The following is a 21,629-nucleotide window of genomic DNA, read 5'->3' on the forward strand; positions in this document are numbered from 1 at the left end:
CCATGATTTAAGCGCCATTTGCGACCGCTTGCGCCTTTTCACGGCGGTTTCGGCATGCTTCGCCGCTCCCAAACCGACGAGGAGGATTCGGGATGAACGGGGCAGATACCGCCTGGGTCAGCATGGCGACGGCACTTGTGCTGTTGATGACGCTGCCGGGCCTCGCGCTTTTCTACGGCGGGCTCGTGCGTGCGCGCAACGTGCTGTCGATCTTCATGCAGTGCTTCGCGCTGGCCGCGGCCATGAGCATTCTCTGGCTGCTGGCAGGCTATTCCATCGCCTTTGGCGGTGTCGGCGGTGTCTGGGGCGGTCTCGGCCGTGTCGGTCTGATCGGCGTCACGGTCGACAGCCTGCACGGCACCCTGCCCGAGGTGCTGTTCTTTGCCTTCCAGATGACCTTCGCCGTGATCACACCGGCGCTGATCCTCGGCGCCTTCGTCGAGCGGGTGAATTTCTGGTGGGTCTTCACCTTCTCGGCGCTCTGGATGCTGCTGGTCTATGCGCCGGTCGCGCATTGGATCTGGGGCGCGGGCTTCATGTCGGACGGCGGTCTGTTCGGCGCAAAGGGCACGCGCGATTTTGCGGGCGGCATCGTCGTGCATGAAACCGCCGCGCTGGCGGCGCTGCTGCTGGCCGTGATGATCGGGCCGCGCCGCAACCGCCACACGCCGCCGCACAACCCGGGCATGGTCGCCATCGGCGCGGGTCTGCTCTGGGTCGGCTGGTTCGGCTTCAACGGCGGATCGGAGCTTGCGGCCGATGGCACTGCCGCGATGGCGATTACCGCAACGCATCTGAGCGCCGCCGCCGCCTCACTGTCATGGATGTTCTGGGAACGGATCAAGTTCGGACGGGCCTCGCTCATCGGCATCGTCACGGGCTCGATCGCGGGACTTGCCTCAGTGACCCCGGCCTCGGGCTATGTCTCGCCGCTGCAAGCGGTGATTATTGGCACGATCGCGGGCATCCTTTGCCAGGAAGCCGTGCTTCTCGTGCGCGAGCGGATGAAACTCGACGACTCGCTTGACGTCTTTGCCGTGCATGGTGTCGGCGGGATCTTCGGCACGATCATGGTCGCCGTGTTCGGAGCGGCGAGCTTCACCGCGCAACTTGGCGCCCTTCTGATTGTCGGGATTTACACCCTTGCGCTGACCTGGGTTCTGGCCCGCGCTGTCGCGCTGGTCTTCCCGATGCGCGTCGACAAGGAATCCGAGACGAACGGTCTCGACATCTCGACCCACGGCGAGCGCGCCTACGACTTGAACTCCTGATCACAAGTCCCTGTCAGATAACAGAAAGGCCGCCGATGGGCGGCCTTTTTCATGATCGAGATAGGCAGTATCTCAGCTCTGCACGCGCCCGGACCAGCCGTAAAGCGCGATGGCCCGATCCTCGAACGCCTTCACGATCATCCGCATCGCCTGATCGAAGACGATACCAATAACCCCTTGAAGCAGCGCATTCTTGAATTCGAAATCGACATAAAAATCGACTTCACAGCCGCCCGGCCGATCCGAGAATTGCCACCACGAATGCATGTGCTTGAACGGCCCGTCGAGGTATTGCGTATCGACGCGGAAGTTTTCCGGGTCCAGCACCACCCGCGATCCGAAGCGCTCGCGGAAGACCTTGAACGAGATCACCAGATCCGCTTCCATCAGTTCCGTGCCCGGGCGCGGTCCCGGCTTGCGGGCGCGGATGCGCGCCGCCGAGTTCCAGGGCAGGAACTCCGGATACCGCGCGACATCGGCCACCAGCGCATACATCTGCGCCGCCGAATAGGGCATGAAACGCTGTTCAGTGTGCCGCGGCATCGTGCCCGTCTCCCTTTTCCCGCGCCTCTTCTTGCGATAAAGCAACTGAATTGCAAGGGCCGAGAGGCCGCAGGAGGAACGATGTCGCAAAGCGGTTACGTAATCGACCAGATGATCTCGGCCAAAGCCATCGCGGCCCGCGTCGAGGCGCTGGGGGCCGAAATCACCGAGGCGTTCAGAGACACCGACCGTCTGGTCGTCGTGGGGCTTTTGCGCGGCTCCTTCGTCTTCATCGCCGATCTGATCCGCGAAATCGGCGTGCCCTGCGAAGTCGATTTCCTCGAGGCTTCAAGCTACGGGAATGAAACCACCTCGACGCGCGAAGTTCGTGTTCTCAAGGACTTGCGCGGCACAATTGGCGGGCGCGACGTGCTGGTTGTCGAAGATATCGTCGACACCGGCCATACGATTTCGAAAGTCATGGAGATGCTGCGGGCGCGCTCACCGCGGCGGATCGAATGCTGCGCCATGCTCGACAAGCCCTCGCGCCGCGAAGTCGATGTGAAGGCGCGCTGGACAGGCTTCCAGATCCCCGACGAATTCGTCGTCGGCTACGGTCTCGATTATGCGCAAAACCACCGCAACCTGCCCTTCATCGGCACGGTGCGTTTCACCGAACCGCAGAAGTGACACGGCCTTCCGGGCCGGGGTCCGCCCCAGCCCGGAGCCGTCTGGTTACTCGCCTTCGCCCGCCAGCAGCGGGTCCAGCTTTTCTGTGATCACATCCTCGGTCAGCGGCCCGGCGATACGGGTCACGATCCGCCCCTCGCCATCGACGACGAAGGTTTCGGGCACCCCGGCGACGCCCCAATCCAGCCCCATCTTGTTGCCCGGATCGGCCCCGAGCTTCGTGTAGGGGCTGCCCATCTCGCCAAGGAAGGCCTGCGCCTTCTCGGGCGTGTCTTTCCAGTTCACACCCATAATCGCGATTCCGTCCTGCTTCAGACCGATCAGATTCGGATGCTCGACGCGGCAAGGCGCGCACCAGGAGGCCCAAAAGTTCACCAGCTTCATCTTGCCATCGCGCAGATCGGCGTCGGTGAACGGCACCTCGGCCCCCAGCTGCACGAGCTGCACGGGCGGCGCCTCTTTCCCTGCAAGCGCGGTCGGCATGTCATTCGGGTCGTTCTGCTGCATGGCAAAGTAGCCTGCGCCAACAAAGCCCGCCATCACGATGAGCGGAAGAAACATCAAGGGTTTAGCCATCGGTCTTCATCCGTTCCTCTTGCGCTTTGAGCGCCCGTTTCACCTTCGCGCCGCGCATCAGCGTCACCAAGATCAACCCAGCGAGCAGCGCCAAAGTCGCCCCCCAGGAGCCGAGGATCGTGACGGTGTATTTTCCGAACTCCGGCATCATGCCATGCGCTCCCTTTGTTCCAGCGCCTTCAGCCGGCGGGACCGGATTTCCGTGCGGGTGCGCAGCAACAGCAGCGTCACGAACAGCATCCCGAAGCCGCCGATCGACAACACCAGAGGTTGCCAATAAACATCCGCAATGTGCTGCTCCTTGTCGAGGCTGAGCGTCGACCCCTGATGCAGTCCCTGGTTCCAGAAGATCGCCGCATAGCGCGAGAGCACCGCGAAGACCGAGCCCACCAAGCACAGCACGCCGGTCAGATCGGCGGCGGTATCGGGGTTCTCGATCGCCTCCCACAACGCCATGTAGCCCAGATAGAACAGGAACAGGATCAGGAACGAGGTCAGGCGCGGGTCCCATTCCCACCAGGTGCCCCACATCGGCTGCCCCCAGAACGCCCCGGTGATCAGTGCGATCAGCGTCATCACCATGCCGATCGGCGCCGCGGCCTTTGCCGCCAGCGCCGAAACATGGTGGCGCCGGATCAGCCAGATCAGCGAGGCGACGAGCATCATCACCCAGATGTTGATCGCCAGCGTCGCGGCGGGGACGTGAACGTAGATCACCTTCACCGTCGCGCCGAACTCGGCCGCGACCGGGGTGAAGAAAAAGCCCCAGACAAGCCCCGGCACCAGGGTCAAAACCGTCGCCCCCACGACCCAGGGCAGAAGCCAGCCCGAAGTCTGCATGAATTTGACCGGGTTTGCATATTCCCAGATCGACATGGGCTTTCGTCCTCCCTCTCCTGTCCCGTCGGACATGTCACGCTTTGCCACGGCCCGGATTGACACGCATCAAGCCGCGGCCCGTCTCACCGCAAATTGACGCGAATGGCCGCCGCCGAGGCAAAGGGCACCAGCGCCACGGTGGCGGCGGTGATCCCCGCCAGCATCGTCAGCGGCACCTCGATCGCCATCCCCTCGGCGCCGCGCCGCACCAGCTCGGCCCCGAAAATCAGCGTCGGCACATAGAGCGGCAGCACCAGCAGCGACAGCAGCAAGCCGCCCCGCTTCAGCCCGACCGTCAACGCCGCCCCGAAGGTGCCCAGCACCGAAAGCGCCGGGGTGCCCAGAAGCAGCGAGACCTCGAGCCAAAGATAGGCCGGGCCCGGCAGGTGCAGCAGCACGGCAAAAAGCGGCGCCGCCAGCACGAGCGGCAGGCCGGTGGTGATCCAATGCGCCAGCGCCTTGATCGTCACCACGGCTTCCAGCGGGATCGGCGCGGTCGCGAGAAGATCGAGCGAGCCATCCTCGAAATCGAGCGCGAAGATCCGGTCCAGCGACAGCAGGCAGGCGAGCAGCGCCCCCAGCCAGAGGATGCCAGAGGCGATGCGGGCAAGGATTTCCCCCTGCGGGCCGACGCCGAACGGTACCAGCGTCACCACGATCAGGAAAAATGCCAGACCCAGCCCGAAGCCGCCGCCAGCACGGATCGCCAATCGCAAATCCCGGGCAAGAAGCGCAATCACAGGAAGGCTCCGTCGAAATCGTGATCGAAGGCGCCGCGATGGCCGCCCGCCTCGGGCGGACGCGCCTTGAACGGGCCAAGGTCGAGCACCTCGGCCTCGGCAAGGCCCAGATCGATATGCGTCGCCATCAGCGCTGCGCCGCCCACCGCCAGATGCGCCCGCACCGCTTCGGCAAAAAGTGCGACCGAAGCCGCATCGAGCGAGACGGTCGGCTCGTCGAGCACCCAGACCGGCCGCCCGGTGACCAGCAACCGCGCCAGACCCAGCCGCCGCTTCTGCCCGGCCGAGAGGCTCATCGCCGCGCGATGCTCGAGCGCGCGCAGGTTCATCCGATCAAGCGCCGCCTCGACCGTGTCGGTCGCATAGATCGCCGCCCAGAATTGCAGATTCTCGCGCACCGTAAGCGTCGCCTTCAGCCCGTCGGCATGCGCCGCATAGGCCATCGTTTCGGGCGGCATGGAAATTCGCCCGGCCAGCGCCGGTTGCAAACCGGCCAGCGTGCGCAACAGCGTCGTCTTGCCGATCCCGTTCGGCCCGCGCAGCACCAGCGCATGGCCCGCCGCCAGAGAAAAGCTCACCCCCTCCAGCACGGCAAGACCGCCGCGGCTGACGGTGAGATTTTCGACGGCAAGCAGCGTCATGCCGTCGGGACCTCGCCCGGCATCGGCAGAAGGGCCGCGGCAACGCGGCGGCCCTCGGACAGAAGCACATTGTAATGGCGCGCGGCCGCGGGCGTCGACATCGGCTCCGCCATCACCCCAAGCGCTTCAAGGTCAACCTGCAAGCCCTTGGGAAGATGGGCGATATCCGCACCCATCCCGCAAAGCAAAAGATCCACCTGCCCGGCCAGCGCGCGCAGAGGCGCCAAATCATCAAAGCCGGTCCAGACCGCGGCAGCCTCGGCGCGGATCAGCAGACCGCCCCGATGCACCGCCCCGGCGACGCGAAAGAAGCCGGGGCCGTAGCCGTCGATCGGCAGCGCCGATCCGTAGCCCGCCTCACGGCTTTGCATCTTGCGCCCCGTTCGAGAAGAACTTGTCCGAGGGGTCTTTCTTTTGCTTGTTGCGATCAAGGCCGATGAACAGAACGATGTTCTTCGCGACATAGACCGAGGAATAGGTGCCGGTGAACACGCCCCAGACCATCGCGAAGACGAAGCCGCGGATCACGTCGCCGCCCCAGATCAGCATCGGCACCAGCGCCAGCAGCGTCGTCATGCCGGTCATCACGGTGCGCGAGAGCGTCTCGTTGACCGAGAGGTTCATCACGTCGCGCAGCGGCATCGTCTTGTATTTCACAAGGTTTTCGCGCAGCCGGTCGAACACCACCACGGTGTCGTTGATCGAGTAGCCGGTGATCGTCAACAGCGCCGCCACCGTCGTCAGGTCGAACTTCAGCTGCAGCACCGCGAAAAGCCCGACCGTCAGCAACACGTCATGGATCAGCGCCACCACGGCCCCAAGGGCGAATTGCCACTCGAAGCGGATCCAGATGTAGAACATGATCGCGACGGTCGCGGCCAGAAGCGACCAGATCGCCGTCCAGACCAGCTCGCCCGAGACCTTCGGGCCCACCGATTCAAACGAAGTGATCTTCAGAGCCGGATCGACGGCGGTCAGCGCGGTCTCGATCTTGTTGACCAGCTCCTGACCCTGCGCGCCCTGACCCTGCGCGCCTTGGCCCTGCGCTCCTTGGGCGGTCTCCTGCATCTGGATGCGGATCATCGCCACATGCTGATCGGCCCGGAAGCTTGGGTCGCGCACTTCGGAAATGATCACATCGCCCAGATCCAGCGGCTCAAGCGCGGACCGATACTCGCCCACGTCGATCGCGGTCGCGGACTCGGTGCGGATCGTCGTGCCACCCTTGAAGTCGATGCCGAAGTTCAGCCCGATGATGAACGGCAGCACCACCGAGGCGATCATCAGAGCGACAGCCGCGCCAAAGGTGGCGAACTGCCAGTGGAAGAAGTCGATATTGGTCTTTTCAGGAACCAGTTTCAGACGGAAAGCCATGGGTTCCTCCTCAGATGACAATGGACTTGGGACGACGCCAGCCATACCAGACGACGATCATCAGCCGCACCACCCAGATCGCCGTGAAGATCGAGGCGGTAATGCCGATCAGCGTGGTCACGGCAAAGCCGCGGACCGGTCCCGCACCCAGAACGAACAGGATCGCCGAGGACAGGAAAGAGGTCACGTTCGCGTCGATGATCGCCGACATTGCCTTGTCGAACCCAAGCTCGATCGCGCGCACGGGCGACTTGCCCGCGCGAATTTCCTCGCGCATGCGCTCGTAGATCAGCACGTTGGCATCGACCGAGGTGCCGATGGTCAGCACGATCCCGGCGATGCCGGGCAGTGTCATGGTGCCGCCAATCGCGCCCATCACCGCGAAGATGAAGGCGATGTTGATGAACAGTGCCACCGCCGAGAAGAAGCCGAACAGCCCGTAGGAGGCGATCATGTAGATCACCACGGCGGCGAAGCCGACAATCGAAGCGATCATCCCGGCCTTGACGCTGTCGGCGCCCAGTTCCGGCCCGATCGTGCGTTCCTCAAGGAAGGTCATGCCCGCGGGCAGAGCCCCCGCGCGCAAGAGCAGCGCCAGATCGGTCGCCTCCTGCACCGAGAACCGGCCGGTGATGATGCCCGAGCCGCCCGCGATATGCGCGCGGATCGAGGGCGCCGAGATCACCTTGCCATCCAGCACGATGGCGAAGGGCTCCCCGATGTGGTCGGCGGTGTAATCGCCAAAGGCCCGCGCACCGCTCACATTGAAGCGGAACGACACAGCCGGAGCGCCATTGTCATCCGTCGCCGGACGCGCATCGGTCAGATCGTCGCCGGTGACGACGGGAACCTCGTCAAGAACATAGTAAAGCCCCTTGCGCTCGGCATCGGGCAGCAGTTCGTTGCCCGAGGCGACCGGCGTATTGGGGTTCGAACTGGTGCCGACGACCGGGTTGAAGGTCAGCTTGGCAGTGGTGCCGATCAGATCCTTCAGCTCCTGCGCCGAGCCGATGCCGGGCACTTCGATCAGGATCCGGTCGGTGCCCTGCCGCATGATCGTCGGCTCGCGCGTACCCGCCGCATCGACGCGACGGCGCACGATTTCGAGCGACTGCTGCATGGTGCGGTCATCCGTTGCGGTCTTTTCCGCTTCGGACAGCCGGAACACCAGCGTGTCCCCCTCGCCCGTCACCTCGTAGTCGGACTGCCCGACGCCGGTCAGGCTGACGACCGGACGGGTCAGGGTCCGCGCGACCTCGACCGCTTTCGCGATCTGGTCCTTTTGACCGATCTGGATGCGCAGCTCGCCTTCGGGCGAGGGCACACGCCGAATAGAGCCTATGGTGGCGCGTTCCGCCGCCAGAACCTTGCGCGCCTCGGGCCAAAGCGAATCCATCCGGGCCTTGTAGACCTCGTTCAGATGCACCTCGGCCAGAAGATGCGCACCACCGCGCAGATCAAGCCCGAGATTGACCAGCGCCGACGGCGCCCAATCGGGCCAGGCGGCTTTCGCCGCCTCCTGCGCTTCGGTCAGGGCCCCGTTTTTCTCGAAGGCCGTGACGGCGTCATTGTGCCCTTCGACGCGGGCATAGAAAAGGTTGGGCGCCGCCGTGACCAATGCCGCAAGGCACAGACCCAGAATGACGAGACGCTTCCAAAGCGAAATCTGCAGCATGGCGGCGCGGCCCCGATGTCAGGTCAGTTGTTCGCGGCCGGTTCGGTCTTCGACAGAACCTGAACCACGGCGCTGCGGATCATCCGCACCTTGATATCCTTGGCGATCTCGACTTCGACTTCACCATCTTCGCGCAGATGCACGATCTTGCCGATGATGCCAGCCTGCGTCAGCACCATGTCACCGCGGCGCAGCGCATCGACCATCGACTTGTGTTCCTTGGCCTTCTTCTGCTGCGGACGGATCAACAGGAAATACATGATCACGAAGATCAGGATCAGCGGCACGAACTGGCCGAAGGCGGCCATGCCACCAGCGGCGGCAGAGGCATCCTGAGCATAGGCGGGAGTGACGAACATGGCATGGTCCTTTCGTTAGGGCCGTGAGGGCAAAGCCCCGGTTTTCGGCGCGCACCCTAGCCGCGCCCCCCCGCAATGGCAAGCGGGCGGGCGCTCACGTGGGTGTCAGAGAGGGCAAGCTGCCCCGGCTTCAACGGGCCGGAAGCGCGCGCTCGACCAATCGGGCGAAGAAGCTGGCCCCGATCGGCGCCGCCTCATCGTTGAAATCGAAGGCGGGATGGTGCAGCCCTGCCCCCGGCCCGGTGCCGAGGAACAGATAGGCCCCGGGACGCGCCTCGAGCATGTAGGAGAAATCCTCGGCGCCCATTTCGCGCCCGGCGTCATCCTTCACCGCCTCTGGCCCCGACACCTCGCGCGCCACATCGGCGGCAAAGCGGGCCTTGTCCCCATCGTTCACGGTCGGCGGATAGCCCTTGTCGTAGCGGATCTCGACATTGACGCCAAAGGCCGCGGCCGTGCCTTCGACGATCTCGTGGAAGCGACGCTCGACCATCGCCCGGACATCGGGCGTAAAGGAGCGGATCGTGGCGCAGAACCAGCCGGTTTCCGGGATGATGTTGTTCGCGGTGCCGACATGGATCTGCGTCACCGAGACGACCAGTTCGTCCATCGCGAAGAGGTTGCGGCTGACGATCGTCTGCAGCGATCCAACCATCGCGGTGATCGCCGGGATCGGGTCGATGCATTCATGCGGCGTCGCCCCATGCCCGCCGCGGCCGGTGACGGTGACCCAGGCGGTATCGACCGCCGCCATCAGCGCGCCCTGCGTGGTGTGGAAATGGCCAAAGGGCAGGTTCGGCGCATTGTGGATGCCGTAGACCTCGGTGATGTCGAAGCGCTCCATCACGCCCTCTTTCACCATGACCTCGCCGCCGCCGCCGTCTTCCTCGGCGGGCTGGAAGAGCAGCGCCACGGTCCCGGCAAAATTCCGCGTCTCGGCCAGATACTTGGCCGCACCGAGCAGCATCGCGGTATGGCCGTCATGGCCGCAGGCGTGCATCTTGCCCGCGTGCTCCGAGGCGTAATCCACCCCGGTGATCTCGTCGATCGGCAGCGCATCCATATCGGCGCGCAGACCGATCACCGGCCCGTCCTGCCGCCCCTTGATCAGCGCCACGATCCCCGAGGTGGCGATGCCTTCGTGGATCTCGTCGACCCCGATCTCGCGCAGCCGCTCGGCCACATAGGCGGCGGTCTTCGGCAGCTTGAATTCCAGTTCGGGGTGACGGTGCAGCCACTGCCGCCATTCCTTCATCTCGGGGGCAAGGGCGGCAATGCGGTTGATCACGGGCATGGTGGACTCTGGGTTTTGGAAAGCGATAGGGAAGTAGATGGACCTGCAGGGGGCACAAGGCAATGGCGAAACCGACCGATCCGGGGATCTTCGTGGACACCGACAGCGTGGGGGCCGAGACCGAGCGGCTGGCGGCGATCATGGCCTGTCTGCGCGATCCCGACACCGGCTGCCCCTGGGACATCGAGCAGGATTTCGCCACCATCGCCCCCTATACGATCGAGGAGGCGCATGAGGTCGCCGATGCGATCGAGCGGCAGGCCTGGGGTGAATTGTCGGGCGAATTGGGCGATCTGGCGCTGCAGGTCGTCTACCACGCGCAGATGGCGGCCGAGGCCGGGCATTTCGATTTGCTGACGGTGCTGCGCGGGATCAACGCCAAGATGATCGCGCGTCATCCGCATGTGTTCGGCGACGAAAGCCGTGTGAAGAGCGCCGCGCAACAGACGGAAGATTGGGAGAAAATCAAATCCGCCGAGCGCGCGGCGAAGGCCGAGGCGGGCGTTCTGGACGGCGTCGCGCTGGGGCTGCCCGCGCTGACACGGGCGCTGAAGCTGCAAAAGCGCGCGGCGCGGGTGGGGTTCGACTGGCCGTCGACCGCCGAGGTGGTGGCAAAGATCGTCGAGGAGGCCCACGAGCTGGTCGAGGCCCGCGATGAACTTGGGCCGGAGGAAATCGCCGAGGAATATGGCGATCTGATGTTCGTGATGGTGAACCTTGGGCGCCATCTCGGGCTCGATGCCGAAGCCTGTCTGCGGGCGGCGAATGGCAAGTTCACCCGGCGTTTCGCCTTCATCGAGGCGGAGCTGGCAAAGGCTGGCAAGCGGCCCGCGGACAGCGATCTGGCCGAGATGGATGCGCTTTGGGATGCGGCCAAGCGCACGGGATTGTGAGAGGTTTTCCGGGGCTCAGAGCAGGGCTTTGCGCAGCATGTTCAGCGCGACGAGCATCAGAAAGCCCGCGAAGATGCGTTTGAGCGGTTTCGGATCGAGCCGATGCGCCAGCGCCGCGCCCCAGGCGGCGGTGATGGCCGTGGTGGCGCCGATCACGACCAGCGCGGGCAGGTTGATCGAACCGACGGTGTAGGGGGGCGCCCCCTCGACCGGCGTCAGCAGGAAAGCCACCGTCGAGGGCACCGCCATGATCGCGCCGAACCCGGCCGAGGTGGCCACAGCGCGGTGGATCGGAATGCCGTGCAGCGTCTGCATCGGCGTCGAGATCGAGCCGCCGCCGATCCCGAGCAGCACAGACACAGCCCCCATCAGCGGCCCGAACCACAGGCGGAACCCCTGCCCCGGCATCCCCTCGGCGATCCGCCAGCTTTGCTTGCCAAAGGCCATGTACAGCGCGATCGCCATGACGAGCGTGCCGAAGATGATCGTCAGCGCATGGGTGTCGAGCCGCGACACCAGAAAGACGCCGAGCAGCGCACCGCCCGCGACATAGGGCGCCCAGTCGCGCAAAAGCTGCCATTCGACCGCTCCCTTGCGCGCATGCGCGGTGACCGAGCGGGTCGAGGTGATGATGATCGTCGCCATCGAGGTCGCGACGCAGACCCGCATCAACCCGTCGGAGCCATAGCCCAGACCGTTGAAAAGATAGAAGAAAGCAGGCACGAGAACGATGCCGCCGCCGACCCCAAGAAGCCCCGCCAGTACCCCGGCAAAGGCGCCGACGGCCAGCAGGATCGCCACGAGCGGCAGGATCGTCGTCAGATGCTCCAATCCTGGATCTCCCGCGTGACTTCGGCCAAGGCCTGATCGTAAAGCTTGAGCCCCGCACCCGGCCGCGTCGCGCCTTCCGACAGAACACGCCGCCAACCGCGGGCCCCGGGGCGACCATGAAAAAGGCCCAGCATGTGCCGGGTGATCTGATGCAGCCGCCCGCCCCCGGCCAGATGATCGGCGATATAGGGTTTCATCGCCTCGGCCACGTCCACGGCCGAAAGCGTCTCGCCCCGCCCCCAAAGCGCGACATCGGCGCCCGCGAGCACCTGCATCGGCTCCTGATAGGCGGCGCGACCGACCATCACCCCGTCCATCCCGGCCGCCAGATGTGCCTCGACCTGCGCCAGCGTGGTGACACCGCCGTTCAGGCTCAGATGCAGATGCGGAAATTCGCGCTTCATCGCATGGACAAGCGGGTAATCGAGCGGCGGGATCTCGCGGTTTTCCTTCGGGCTGAGGCCCTGCAACCAGGCCTTGCGGGCGTGCAGCGTGAAACGGGTCACCCCCGCCGCCGACACCCGGCGCAGAAAATCGGGCAGAACCTCCTCGGGGTTCTGGTCGTCGACGCCGATCCGGCATTTCACCGTGACCTCGACGGCGGCCGCGGCCTGCATCGCCTCCACACAGCGCGCGACCAGATCGGGCGTCTTCATCAGCACCGCCCCGAAGGCCCCCGACTGCACCCGATCCGAGGGGCAACCGACATTCAGATTGATCTCGTCATAGCCCCAGTCGCGCGCGATCCGCGTCGCCTCGGCCAATTCGGTCGGGTCCGAGCCACCAAGTTGCAGCGCGACCGGATGCTCGACCGCGCTGAAATCGAGCAACTGCGGCCGCTTGCCGTGGATCACCGCCGGGGCGGTGACCATCTCGGTGTAAAGCAGGGCGTTGCGCGACATCGTGCGATGAAAGACGCGACAATGACGGTCAGTCCAGTCGAGCATCGGCGCAACGGACAGGCGCGCCTGCAGGGCCACACCCTCAAGCGCTTGTTTTTCCTTCACAACACACGAAGGCAAAGGAGAGGGCTCTTGCTGCATTGACCTAGGTTTCCGCTTCTTCCGCATCCGACAGCCGAAACCGAGGATCGACCGAAAGGCCGGGGTTCCAACGGGCGGCTTCGCCAAGCGCCTGCCCGGGCGGGACAGGGGCGCTCGCGTCGGCGCTGTCATACTGAAGAATGGAAAAATCGTCCATCGCGATCAACGATGGCGCATGTCTTGCAGGCCGCGACGACCGACCCGTTTCGAAAGAACAGCGACCGGAGCGCCCCAGGATCCAGAGGGATCCTGAAACGCTCCTCCGCGTCGAGCCTCAGAACAATTCGACCCCGTTGCCCGCGGCCATGACCGGCGGCGTCTCGACCACCTTGGTCTCGCCCAGAAGCCGCTGCCGCGCCCGCCCGGTTCCCGGCCAGAACTCGACCCGTCGTGCCTGCGTGCCCCCAAGACTTTGGCCGGTGCATTCAATCCCTTCACGGCGCAGGAAATCGAGCACGAATTCCGCATTCTTCTGGCCGATGTCGGTCAGGCCCGCGATCATGCGACCGCCTCCGAAAACCTTTGCTTTCAGACGCTTGCGACTGGCACCATCCTTGATCAGCGCGTTGATCAGCAACTCCATCGCGTTGACACCGAACCGTGCCGAGTTCAGCGACGCCCCAGCCCCATCGGGCAGCAGAAAGTGGTTCATGCCGCCAACCTGACTGGCCTCGTCATAAAGACATGTCGCCACGCAGGAACCGAGGATCGTCGAGATCGACGCCTCTGCCCCCTTGGCCGTGATGAACTCGCCTTGCGCGATATGGAGGGTCTTGTGATGTCCTGCCATGATTATTCCCCCCGTGAAGATTTGAATTGCATCTGACTGCCGGAACACAGTTGCAAGACAGACTGTGCCATCTTTCCGATCGGAACCGGCTTTTCCGCCGCGCCGATTTCGAGTGCCGCCCGTGGCATCCCGAAAACGACGCAAGTCGCTTCATCTTGCGCCAGACAGCGCGCCCCGGCCTGTCGCAGGTGTTTCATCGCCTCCGCCCCGTCGCGCCCCATCCCGGTCAACATCACCGAAACGATCTTCTGCGCGATCGGCACCGCAGATTCGAAGAGGACTTCGACCGAGGGGCGATGGCCATTGCGTTTGTCCGTGGCCACAAGCTTGCAGCGCGGCTGATCGGTCGGGGTGAGCGCCAGATGGTAATCCCCGCCCGGCGCCAGATAGACCGTTCCGGGCAAGAGAGGGGCGCCGTCGCGCGCCAGTTCGACCGTCGGCACCATGCGGCCATCAAGGCGTCGGGCAAAACTCGCCAGAAATCCCTCGGGCATGTGCTGGGTGATGAGCGTCGGCGGACAATTGCGCGGATAACCCGACAGCAGAGTTTCCAGCGCATCCACCCCACCGGTCGAGGAGCCGATCAAGACAAATTTGCCGTTCCATTTGAAATCCTCGGCCGGCGCGATCTGCGCGCGCGGACCGGGGCTGCGCAGACGGGCGCTGGCCGCAGCGACCAGCAACTCGGCGAGGTTCAGGAACGTATCCGAGAGCCGATCAAAGCTCGGCTTCCCGACGCATTCGACCGCGCCAAGCGACAGGGCCTCCAGCGCCGCAGCGGAGCCCTTCTGCGTTTCGGTCGAGATCATGACGACCGGCATCGGGCGCAATCGCATCAGCTTCTCGAGGAATTCGAGCCCGTTCATCCGCGGCATCTCGACGTCAAGCGTCAGTACATCGGGCGACAAAGCCTTGATCTTTTCGCGCGCCTCAAAGGGATCGCTCGCCTCGCCGACAACGACGATGCGGGGATCCGCGGCCAGCTTGGTCCGAATCAGAGCCCGAATGGTCGGGGAATCATCGACGATCAGAACGCGTTTCGGTGTCATCTCATTATCCGGTTATTAAGACTTGGCGCCCACTTTCGGTCCAGGTTCAGAAATCGACCCATTCGCCCCCATCTTCGGAAATGGCCAATGAGCCGTTGTTTCGGGGGGTTGGTCGGGACACCGGCTTCGGTGTCGGTTTCGCCGCCAGCGCGGGAGGCGGCGCGGCAGCAGGCAGCTTCACGACTTCCGCTGTCGGGGCCGTGGCGCGGAACCGCGACGTGGTCGCCGTCAAGGCCTGCACCCCCCGGCTGAGAGCCTGTGCGGCCGCCGTGGTTTCCTCGAACATCGCGGCATTCTGCTGTGTCACCTGATCGAGTTGGATCATCGCGGCATTGATTTCCGACAGACCGCTCGATTGCTCGCGTGCCGAGGCCGCGATCCGCGACACACGTCCGGCAATGTCATTGACCGAAACAAGAATGCCATCCAGCGCCTGCCCGGTCTGTCCGACAAGGTCGACCCCGACTTGAACATGATCAGACGAGGCGGTGATCAGGGTCGAAATCTCTTGCGCGGCGGCCGACGAGCGCTGGGCAAGGGCCCGCACTTCGGAGGCGACGACGGCAAAGCCGCGACCGGCTTCGCCCGCGCGGGCGGCCTCGACCCCGGCATTGAGCGCCAGCAGGTTGGTCTGAAAGGCGATATCCTCGATCACGCCAATGATGCGTGAAATCTTTTGCGAGGAGTCCGCGATTTCCCCCATTGCGGATACCGCCTGTTGCACGACCCGCCCCGAGCCCTCTGCGCCGATGCGGGCACGTTCAACCACTTGGTCCGCCTCGGAAATACTCGCAGACGCCGCGCCGATCGACGAGGTCAGCTGATCGAGCGCGGTCACCGTTTCCGCAAGCGTCGCGGCTTGCCGCTCCGTGCGCTGGCTCAGATCCGACGCGGCATTGGTGATTTCATTCACTTCGCCATCGATGCTTTGCGCATTTTCGATCACCACCAGCATCGCCGCCGCAAGGGTGCTCGCCGCATTGTTGAAGTCGGTGCGCAGCTGTTCGTATTCGGTCGGGAAGGTCCTGTCGATCCGGATGCCAAGATCCCCCCGCGCCAACTCCTCGAGCCCGATCCGCAGCGCCTCGACCACCCCGAGCTGCTCGGCCAGCATGGTCTCGTTGCGTGCACGCGCGACATCCAGCGCCGATTGCGCCGCGGTGATATCATTGGCGATCAGAACAATCTTGAGCATGTTGCCCGCACGGTCGGGCACCGGGGTCACGCTGCCCTCGGCCATCACCCGCCCGCCATCGGCGCGGATCAACTCGAACCGGCCGATCACCGGATCGAGGCGCTCGAGCCGCGACCAGAACCCGGCCAAAGCGCCTTCGCCCTCGATCAGACCAGCGTGACTGCGCCCGATCAGACCCGCTTCGGTCTCGCCCAAGGCTTCCAGAAGATTGGCATTGCCGCGCGTCACCCGCCCCGCGGGCGAGAATTCAAGCATGAGCTGCGTGCTGTCGAGCGCATTCAAAAGCGCCCGGGTCATCCGCAATTCGGTCACATCCCGCCACTCGACGACAAAGCCGAGCTGGGCGCCATCGGGCATGCGGATTTCGGAAAAATCTACGCCATACCGACCTTCGCCCACCGCCACATCGCGGCGGAACGGCAGTTGCGACGGGTCTTTTAGACGCGCCTCGATCTCGGCCGTCAGCGGGTAGAGCGCGACAAGCGAACGCCCCACCAGATCCTCGGCCTGCAGATCGGGCTGGCGGATCCGGAAATCCTCCATTTTTGCGGCAACGAGTTTCACCAGCGCCGTATTGACGTAAGTGATCGTCAGATCGGCCGTCACCACCATCAGCGCGGCAGAGGAATTGCGAAACGCCGTGCCTTGCACCGTCGCGGCGTGGCGCGTCGCTTCGGAGGCGGCCAATTCGCCGCGCAGCGCGTCGATCGCCTGCGCGATCTCGCCGACTTCATCCTTCAATGCGGTTCCAGGAACGGTGATCGCATGATTGCCACGGCTGATCAGGTTCACGGCCCCCGCCAGGCGGTGCAACGGACGAGCAATCCCGAGTGCCATCCAGGTCGAGATCGCGGCCAGAACCGCCACCAGCCCCGCCGCATCAATGCCAAGCTTCCGGGCGAGCACACGCGCGGGCGCGAAGAGTTCACGGTCGGACTGTTCGACCACCAGCGCCATCGGACGGCCGAACAGCGTCAGCGGTGCATGGACCGCCAGAACCGAACCGCCGTCGATGCCGGCCTCTTCGATGCGACCGGTTTGTCCAGCCAAAGCCGCGGCAACGGCGGAATTGTCGACCTTGGCGCCGGGTTGCACGGCCACCTGACCAGCGGGCCCCGGCCGCAACGTCGATTGCAGCTGCCCCGACTCATCCACGAGATAGGTTTGCCCGCTGTCGCCCAGAGATTGCGGCGCGGCAATCATCTGCATCAGCGGATCAAGACGCACGGCAAAGGCCAGCACGCCCAGCGAAAGACCCTCGGTGCTGTGCACCGCCTGCGCAAGATAGACGACAGGCTCTCCCGCCGCGCCCACCGTCGTGAAGTCCGAAATCGCGGGCGCATCATCCTGTCGCCCGAGCGCCTGCGCGAAGACCTGGCCTAGCGGTGTTGCCTGCGCCGCCGGGTCGGTCAGATCGGCCGCGAATTCCGGCCCCTTGCCCATCGAATAAAGCACCCGCCCGCGCGGATCGATGAAGAACAGATCGGCCAGACCGCGCTCCTTGGACAGCGTCACGAAGCCCGGATGCGCGCGCCGGTGAATGATGCCGAAATCATTGATATCGCCCGCGAAGTCGAGCTTCCAGCGCTCCCCCTCGGGGTTCGGGTTGGTCTCGACCCAGGCGTGGCGCAGATTGTCGGCCGCCCCCTCGCCCAGCATTTTCCACGCGCCCGAGAAATCGCGCATCAGCCGGGCCGTGCCCTGGTTGACGGCCATCGCGCGCAACTCCGATTGCACCTGATCTGCCCAGCCCTTCGCCCTCTGCGCGCGCGTCTCCAGCGCATATTCCAGCCGCTGGCTGCCCTGTTCCAAAAGCAGCGACCGCGCTTCGCGATAGGAGGACACCCCCATCACCGCAAGCGCGCCGACCGCAACGGCCACGAGCATCAGAGGAAGCTTCAAGCGCAGCTTGAGGCTTTTTAGAAAGGGCATTCCGGATCTCCAGCTCAGCGCCCGGGCGGGCATGACGAGGCCGTGCCCCGGGGCACTCACTGGAACATGACCGGAACTTTTGAAGATTCACTTAAACGAAACGGGCCCTTGCGTTCTTTTCTTGCGCAAGATCACACCGCCAGCCGCGCCCGCAAGAGGCCGAGCCGACGCGCGAATTCCGAACTGCGCAAGGCCCCTTCGGCGATCCGCTCGGGTGCGGCCACCGCCCGCCGCAACACGCCCGCCGCCTGCCACCCGCTGAGCGCCGCGACGCGCGCGGCCGAGGGAGCCGAGCGCAACGCAGCCTGCGCGGCCATCAACCGCGCCTCGCCCTCGCGCGCCAGCGCGGCAAGCCGGGCGGGGTCGGCGTCTGCCAGCATCAGCCGCCCACGCGCTGTCAATTCTGGCAGCGCGATCAACCAGTTGGCCAAACCCGTCGCGGCCCCGTGCGCATGCAGCGCGGCCTCGAACCCGGCATCAAAACAAGCGCCAGCCGCAGCACAGATCGCGCCCGAGGTGGCATCCAGATAGTCCCACAGCCGCGCTTCATCGGCAAAAGCCTCGCCATGGCAGTCCGCCCGACGCGCCTCGGCCGCGGCGATCAGGCCGCGCAGCGCCTCTTCGGGCAAGGCCTGCAAAGCCGGACCGATCTCGTGCGGGACGGGCTTGCCCTGCTTGGACTGCACGGCAAGCGCATCGATCCACCATTGCACCCGCATCTCGGCCACCAAGGGCTCGGCACTGGCCCAAGGCGCCTGCGCAATCGCCAGATTGGCGGCGTAAAGCGCGAAAAGCGCGGGCCGATCCGCGGGCGGCGAGGCCATCACCGCAGCAAAACGGTCCGGGTCCCCGGCCGCGAGCCGCTCGGCACACAGCGAAAGCGCGTCCGTCATACCGGTTGCGCCCCGTCGCGAATGAGCTTCCAGATGATGGCGTCGAGCAACGCCTCGAACGACGCATCGACGATGTTCGGGCTGACCCCCACCGTCGACCAGCGCTGCCCCTGCGCATCCTCGCTGTCGATGATGACGCGGGTCACGGCCTCGGTGCCGCCCTGGGTGATGCGCACGCGGAAGTCGACCAGCTTCATCTCTTCGATGCAGCGCGTATAGGGGCCCAGATCCTTGACCAGCGCCTTGGAGAGCGCGTTCACCGGGCCGCGGTCATGCCCTTCGGCGTCCATGCTTTCCGAGACCGAGAGCATCTTCTGCCCGCCGATCTTCACCACGACAACCGCTTCCGAGACCGAAACCATCTGGTCATAGCGGTTCTTGCGCCGCTCGACGATCACCCGATAGCGTTTGATTTCAAAGAATTGCGGGCAAAGCCCCAGCACGCGCCGCGCCACCAGCTCAAAGCTCGCCTGCGCACCGTCATAGGCATAGCCGCGATCCTCGCGCGCCTTGATCTCGTCAAGGATCTGCACCAGCCGCGGGTCCTTCGGGTCGATCTCGATCCCCATCGCGGCGAGCCGCGCCCGCAGGTTCGACTGCCCGGCCTGATTGGACATCGGAATGAGCCGGCTGTTCCCGACCGTTTCCGGCGCGATATGCTCGTAGGTCGAGGGGTCTTTCAGGATCGCCGAGGCATGCAGACCCGCCTTGTGTGCAAAGGCCGAAGCGCCCACATAGGCGGCCGAGCGCAGCGGCACCCGGTTCAGAATATCATCCAGACGGCGCGAAAGCCGCGTGATGCCCGTCAACTTCACCTCGGAAACGCCTGTTTCAAAATGGCTTTTGTAAGGCTCTTTCAAAAGCAGCGTCGGGATCAGCGAGGTCAGGTTGGCATTGCCGCAGCGCTCGCCAAGCCCGTTCAGCGTGCCCTGCACCTGCCGCGCGCCCGCGTCGATCGCGGCCAGCGAATTCGCCACCGCCGTGCCGGTGTCGTCATGGCAATGGATGCCGAGATGATCGCCCGGCACCCCCGAGGCGATCACCGCGGCGGTGATCGTGCCCACTTCGGCGGGCAGCGTGCCGCCGTTCGTGTCGCACAAGATCACCCAACGCGCCCCGGCCTCGTAGGCGGTGCGGCAGCACAGCACCGCATAACCCGGGTTCGCCTTGTAGCCGTCGAAGAAATGCTCGGCGTCGAACATCGCCTCGCGCCCCTGCGCCACCATATGGGCGACGGAAGCGCGAATGTTTTCAAGGTTTTCCTCAAGCGTGATGCCAAGCGCGGCGGTCACATGGTAGTCATGCGTCTTGCCGACAAGACAGACGCCGGGCGTCCCCGCATTCATCACCGCCGCCAGCACGTCATCGTTGGCAGCCGAGCGACCGGCGCGTTTCGTCATGCCAAAGGCCGTGAAGGTCGCCCGCGTCTGCGGCCGGGCGGCAAAGAAATCGCTGTCGGTCGGGTTTGCCCCCGGCCAGCCGCCCTCGATGTAATCGACGCCGATATCGTCGAGCGCCTCGGCGATGGCGATCTTTTCCGCGACCGAGAATTGCACGCCCTGCGTCTGTTGCCCGTCGCGCAGCGTGGTGTCGTAGAGGTAGAGGCGTTCCTTGGCCATCACAGCGCCTCCAGCTTCGCCGCGTCAAAGCCCGCGCCGGGCAGAAGCTCGACGCCCGCTTTCGACATCCGCACCTCGACCCCCGCCGCCATCAGCGCGGATTTGAGCGCATCGACCGGGGCGAAGTCCTTGGTTTCCATCGCTTTCGCGCGCAGCTCGGCAAGCTTCGCGGCAAGCTCCGACAGGTCAACCTCGGGCGCCTTGGCCCAGTCGCCCATCTCGTCCAAGAGCAGACCCAGCATCTGCGCCGAGCCCTTGAGCAGCGCAGGCTCGCCCGTCAGACCATGCAGCACCGCAAGCGCGCCCGCGGTGTTCAGATCATCGGCCAGCGCCTCCAGCACGCCGGGCGCAACCTCATGCGAGGGCGCAACCCCCGCCGTCAGCGCCCGCCATTTGCGAAGCGTCGCCTCGGCCTGCGCGGCCTTCTCGGCGGTCCAGTCCATCGGCTTGCCGTAATGCGTCTGCAGGAAGACAAAGCGGATCACTTCGCCCGGGATGCCCTGATCGAGCAGATCCCGCACGGTGAAGAAATTGCCCAAAGACTTGGACATCTTCTTGCCCTCGACCTGCAGCATCTCGTTGTGCAGCCAGACATTCGCGAAGCCACCCTCGGGATGGGCGCAGCAGCTTTGCGCGATCTCGTTTTCATGGTGCGGGAATTGCAGGTCGATCCCGCCCGCGTGAATGTCGAAAGACGCGCCCAGCAGTTCGTAAGACATTGCCGAGCACTCGATATGCCAGCCCGGACGACCGCGACCCCAGGGGCTGTCCCAACCCGGCAGGTCCGCATCCGACGGCTTCCAGAGCACGAAATCCATCGGGTCTTCCTTGAAGGGCGCCACCTCGACGCGCGCGCCGGCGATCATGTCATCGACCGACCGGCCCGAAAGCGCGCCATACTCGGTGTAGCTGCGCACCCGGAACAGCACATGGCCGTCCTTGGCATAGGCGTGCCCCTTGGCGATCAGATCGGCAATCATCGCGATCATCGCGCCGATATAGTCGGTCGCCCGCGGCTCGTGATCGGGGCGCAGCGCCCCAAGCGCGTCCATGTCGGCGTGATACCAGCCGATGGTTTCCTCGGTCCGGGCGCGGATCAGCTCTTCCAGCGTGCCGGGGGCGCCCGCCTCTTTGCGCGAAAGGGCCGTCGCGTTGATCTTGTCGTCGACATCGGTGAAATTGCGCACATAAGTCACGTGACCCGTGCCATAGACATGGCGCAGAAGCCGGTAAAGCACATCGAACACCACGACCGGCCGCGCATTGCCCAGATGGGCGCGGTCATAGACGGTCGGACCGCAGAGATACATCCGCACATTCCTCGGATCGAGCGGGCGGAACGCTTCCTTGCGGCGGGTCTTGGTGTTGTGCAGACGGATCATCGGCTTCCTCGCAACTTTGT

Annotated in this window: 23 protein-coding genes; 3 read left to right on the forward strand and 20 right to left on the reverse strand. The window is 64.9% G+C overall.

The genetic code is table 11. From position 1 onward, the window contains the following. Window positions 1–92: 92 nt before the first annotated feature. Window positions 93–1,271, forward strand: a complete 1,179-nt coding sequence (locus C8J30_RS02365) for an ammonium transporter (RefSeq protein WP_110804104.1) — start codon at window positions 93–95, stop codon at window positions 1,269–1,271. 72 nt (window positions 1,272–1,343) lie between these two features. Here C8J30_RS02365 and C8J30_RS02370 read toward each other — a convergent pair whose 3' ends face one another. Then, on the reverse strand, window positions 1,344–1,814 hold the full coding sequence (locus C8J30_RS02370) for a type II toxin-antitoxin system RatA family toxin (RefSeq protein ID WP_110804105.1): 471 nt from the start codon (window positions 1,812–1,814) through the stop codon (window positions 1,344–1,346). An 81-nt stretch (window positions 1,815–1,895) separates the two neighbouring features. On the opposite strand from C8J30_RS02370, the gene hpt reads away from it, so the two are divergent. Then, entirely contained in the window at window positions 1,896–2,444 is a 549-nt protein-coding gene (hpt, locus tag C8J30_RS02375) for a hypoxanthine phosphoribosyltransferase (protein WP_110804106.1), read from the forward strand. 45 nt (window positions 2,445–2,489) lie between these two features. Here hpt and C8J30_RS02380 read toward each other — a convergent pair whose 3' ends face one another. The 10 genes from C8J30_RS02380 to C8J30_RS02425 form a co-directional block, all read right to left on the reverse strand. After that, window positions 2,490–3,020: a DsbE family thiol:disulfide interchange protein gene (locus C8J30_RS02380; RefSeq protein ID WP_110804107.1), complete on the reverse strand. Its 531-nt coding sequence runs from the start codon at window positions 3,018–3,020 to the stop codon at window positions 2,490–2,492. After that, a complete protein-coding gene (gene ccmD, locus C8J30_RS02385) occupies window positions 3,013–3,171 on the reverse strand; it encodes a heme exporter protein CcmD (RefSeq protein ID WP_110804108.1) in 159 nt (52 codons plus the stop codon). Before ccmD ends, C8J30_RS02380 begins: the two co-directional genes overlap by 8 nt. Then, on the reverse strand, window positions 3,168–3,896 hold the full coding sequence (locus C8J30_RS02390; protein ID WP_110804109.1) for a heme ABC transporter permease: 729 nt from the start codon (window positions 3,894–3,896) through the stop codon (window positions 3,168–3,170). Before C8J30_RS02390 ends, ccmD begins: the two co-directional genes overlap by 4 nt. A gap of 86 nt (window positions 3,897–3,982) precedes the next feature. Next, entirely contained in the window at window positions 3,983–4,639 is a 657-nt protein-coding gene (gene ccmB, locus C8J30_RS02395; RefSeq protein WP_110804110.1) for a heme exporter protein CcmB, read from the reverse strand. Further along, window positions 4,636–5,280, reverse strand: a complete 645-nt coding sequence (gene ccmA, locus C8J30_RS02400; RefSeq protein ID WP_110804111.1) for a heme ABC exporter ATP-binding protein CcmA — start codon at window positions 5,278–5,280, stop codon at window positions 4,636–4,638. The genes ccmB and ccmA overlap by 4 nt, the downstream gene beginning before the upstream one ends. Beyond that, a complete protein-coding gene (locus tag C8J30_RS02405) occupies window positions 5,277–5,651 on the reverse strand; it encodes an Mth938-like domain-containing protein (protein ID WP_110804112.1) in 375 nt (124 codons plus the stop codon). The genes ccmA and C8J30_RS02405 overlap by 4 nt, the downstream gene beginning before the upstream one ends. Beyond that, window positions 5,638–6,654 carry a protein translocase subunit SecF gene (gene secF / locus C8J30_RS02410; RefSeq protein WP_110804113.1) on the reverse strand — a complete coding sequence of 339 codons (1,017 nt, stop codon included), beginning with the start codon at window positions 6,652–6,654 and terminating at the stop codon, window positions 5,638–5,640. The genes C8J30_RS02405 and secF overlap by 14 nt, the downstream gene beginning before the upstream one ends. A gap of 10 nt (window positions 6,655–6,664) precedes the next feature. Beyond that, complete coding sequence (secD, locus tag C8J30_RS02415) at window positions 6,665–8,329, reverse strand: protein translocase subunit SecD (RefSeq protein ID WP_110804114.1); 1,665 nt, start codon at window positions 8,327–8,329, stop codon at window positions 6,665–6,667. 23 nt (window positions 8,330–8,352) lie between these two features. Continuing rightward, complete coding sequence (yajC, locus tag C8J30_RS02420; protein ID WP_110804115.1) at window positions 8,353–8,688, reverse strand: preprotein translocase subunit YajC; 336 nt, start codon at window positions 8,686–8,688, stop codon at window positions 8,353–8,355. Window positions 8,689–8,818: 130 nt separating this feature from the next. Continuing rightward, window positions 8,819–9,982 carry a M20 aminoacylase family protein gene (locus C8J30_RS02425; RefSeq protein ID WP_110804116.1) on the reverse strand — a complete coding sequence of 388 codons (1,164 nt, stop codon included), beginning with the start codon at window positions 9,980–9,982 and terminating at the stop codon, window positions 8,819–8,821. A gap of 62 nt (window positions 9,983–10,044) precedes the next feature. Here C8J30_RS02425 and mazG point away from each other — a divergent pair, with 62 nt between their 5' ends. Continuing rightward, window positions 10,045–10,875, forward strand: coding sequence for a nucleoside triphosphate pyrophosphohydrolase (gene mazG, locus C8J30_RS02430; protein ID WP_110804117.1), 831 nt, complete (start codon window positions 10,045–10,047; stop codon window positions 10,873–10,875). 15 nt (window positions 10,876–10,890) lie between these two features. Here the strand turns inward: mazG and C8J30_RS02435 are convergent, their stop codons facing one another. The 9 genes from C8J30_RS02435 to cysS form a co-directional block, all read right to left on the reverse strand. After that, entirely contained in the window at window positions 10,891–11,706 is an 816-nt protein-coding gene (locus C8J30_RS02435) for a sulfite exporter TauE/SafE family protein (RefSeq protein WP_110804118.1), read from the reverse strand. Then, window positions 11,694–12,749 carry a tRNA dihydrouridine(20/20a) synthase DusA gene (dusA, locus tag C8J30_RS02440; RefSeq protein ID WP_110804119.1) on the reverse strand — a complete coding sequence of 352 codons (1,056 nt, stop codon included), beginning with the start codon at window positions 12,747–12,749 and terminating at the stop codon, window positions 11,694–11,696. The genes C8J30_RS02435 and dusA overlap by 13 nt, the downstream gene beginning before the upstream one ends. 4 nt (window positions 12,750–12,753) lie before the next feature. Further along, window positions 12,754–12,906, reverse strand: a complete 153-nt coding sequence (locus tag C8J30_RS18830; RefSeq protein ID WP_220033688.1) for a hypothetical protein — start codon at window positions 12,904–12,906, stop codon at window positions 12,754–12,756. Between the two features lie 117 nt (window positions 12,907–13,023). Continuing rightward, a complete protein-coding gene (locus C8J30_RS02445) occupies window positions 13,024–13,539 on the reverse strand; it encodes a chemotaxis protein CheD (RefSeq protein ID WP_110804120.1) in 516 nt (171 codons plus the stop codon). 2 nt (window positions 13,540–13,541) lie between these two features. Continuing rightward, window positions 13,542–14,588 (reverse strand): protein-glutamate methylesterase/protein-glutamine glutaminase, encoded by a 1,047-nt coding sequence (locus C8J30_RS02450; protein ID WP_110804121.1) that lies wholly within the window; start codon window positions 14,586–14,588, stop codon window positions 13,542–13,544. A gap of 46 nt (window positions 14,589–14,634) precedes the next feature. Continuing rightward, window positions 14,635–17,685 (reverse strand): methyl-accepting chemotaxis protein, encoded by a 3,051-nt coding sequence (locus tag C8J30_RS02455; RefSeq protein ID WP_220033689.1) that lies wholly within the window; start codon window positions 17,683–17,685, stop codon window positions 14,635–14,637. Window positions 17,686–17,846: 161 nt separating this feature from the next. Continuing rightward, complete coding sequence (locus tag C8J30_RS02460) at window positions 17,847–18,608, reverse strand: squalene/phytoene synthase family protein (RefSeq protein WP_110804123.1); 762 nt, start codon at window positions 18,606–18,608, stop codon at window positions 17,847–17,849. Continuing rightward, entirely contained in the window at window positions 18,605–20,227 is a 1,623-nt protein-coding gene (cimA, locus tag C8J30_RS02465) for a citramalate synthase (protein WP_110804124.1), read from the reverse strand. Before cimA ends, C8J30_RS02460 begins: the two co-directional genes overlap by 4 nt. Next, a complete protein-coding gene (gene cysS / locus C8J30_RS02470) occupies window positions 20,227–21,609 on the reverse strand; it encodes a cysteine--tRNA ligase (protein WP_110804125.1) in 1,383 nt (460 codons plus the stop codon). The genes cimA and cysS overlap by 1 nt, the downstream gene beginning before the upstream one ends. Between the last annotated feature and the right edge of the window lie 20 nt (window positions 21,610–21,629).

It is taken from the genome of Rhodobacter viridis, assembly GCF_003217355.1.
GTDB classification, from domain to species: domain Bacteria; phylum Pseudomonadota; class Alphaproteobacteria; order Rhodobacterales; family Rhodobacteraceae; genus Rhodobacter; species Rhodobacter viridis.

Coding starts and splice junctions, on each gene's coding strand:
- C8J30_RS02380 (WP_110804107.1), bottom strand. CDS start 3,020: ATGGCTAAACCCTTGATGTTTCTTCCGCTCATCGTGATGGCGGGCTTT.
- C8J30_RS02460 (WP_110804123.1), bottom strand. CDS start 18,608: ATGACGGACGCGCTTTCGCTGTGTGCCGAGCGGCTCGCGGCCGGGGAC.
- ccmD (WP_110804108.1), bottom strand. CDS start 3,171: ATGATGCCGGAGTTCGGAAAATACACCGTCACGATCCTCGGCTCCTGG.
- C8J30_RS02450 (WP_110804121.1), bottom strand. CDS start 14,588: ATGACACCGAAACGCGTTCTGATCGTCGATGATTCCCCGACCATTCGG.
- C8J30_RS02445 (WP_110804120.1), bottom strand. CDS start 13,539: ATGGCAGGACATCACAAGACCCTCCATATCGCGCAAGGCGAGTTCATC.
- ccmA (WP_110804111.1), bottom strand. CDS start 5,280: ATGACGCTGCTTGCCGTCGAAAATCTCACCGTCAGCCGCGGCGGTCTT.
- secD (WP_110804114.1), bottom strand. CDS start 8,329: ATGCTGCAGATTTCGCTTTGGAAGCGTCTCGTCATTCTGGGTCTGTGC.
- C8J30_RS02370 (WP_110804105.1), bottom strand. CDS start 1,814: ATGCCGCGGCACACTGAACAGCGTTTCATGCCCTATTCGGCGGCGCAG.
- C8J30_RS18830 (WP_220033688.1), bottom strand. CDS start 12,906: ATGGACGATTTTTCCATTCTTCAGTATGACAGCGCCGACGCGAGCGCC.
- mazG (WP_110804117.1), top strand. CDS start 10,045: ATGGCGAAACCGACCGATCCGGGGATCTTCGTGGACACCGACAGCGTG.
- C8J30_RS02365 (WP_110804104.1), top strand. CDS start 93: ATGAACGGGGCAGATACCGCCTGGGTCAGCATGGCGACGGCACTTGTG.
- secF (WP_110804113.1), bottom strand. CDS start 6,654: ATGGCTTTCCGTCTGAAACTGGTTCCTGAAAAGACCAATATCGACTTC.
- hpt (WP_110804106.1), top strand. CDS start 1,896: ATGTCGCAAAGCGGTTACGTAATCGACCAGATGATCTCGGCCAAAGCC.
- C8J30_RS02390 (WP_110804109.1), bottom strand. CDS start 3,896: ATGTCGATCTGGGAATATGCAAACCCGGTCAAATTCATGCAGACTTCG.
- C8J30_RS02425 (WP_110804116.1), bottom strand. CDS start 9,982: ATGCCCGTGATCAACCGCATTGCCGCCCTTGCCCCCGAGATGAAGGAA.
- C8J30_RS02405 (WP_110804112.1), bottom strand. CDS start 5,651: ATGCAAAGCCGTGAGGCGGGCTACGGATCGGCGCTGCCGATCGACGGC.
- cimA (WP_110804124.1), bottom strand. CDS start 20,227: ATGGCCAAGGAACGCCTCTACCTCTACGACACCACGCTGCGCGACGGG.
- dusA (WP_110804119.1), bottom strand. CDS start 12,749: ATGCAGCAAGAGCCCTCTCCTTTGCCTTCGTGTGTTGTGAAGGAAAAA.
- yajC (WP_110804115.1), bottom strand. CDS start 8,688: ATGTTCGTCACTCCCGCCTATGCTCAGGATGCCTCTGCCGCCGCTGGT.
- cysS (WP_110804125.1), bottom strand. CDS start 21,609: ATGATCCGTCTGCACAACACCAAGACCCGCCGCAAGGAAGCGTTCCGC.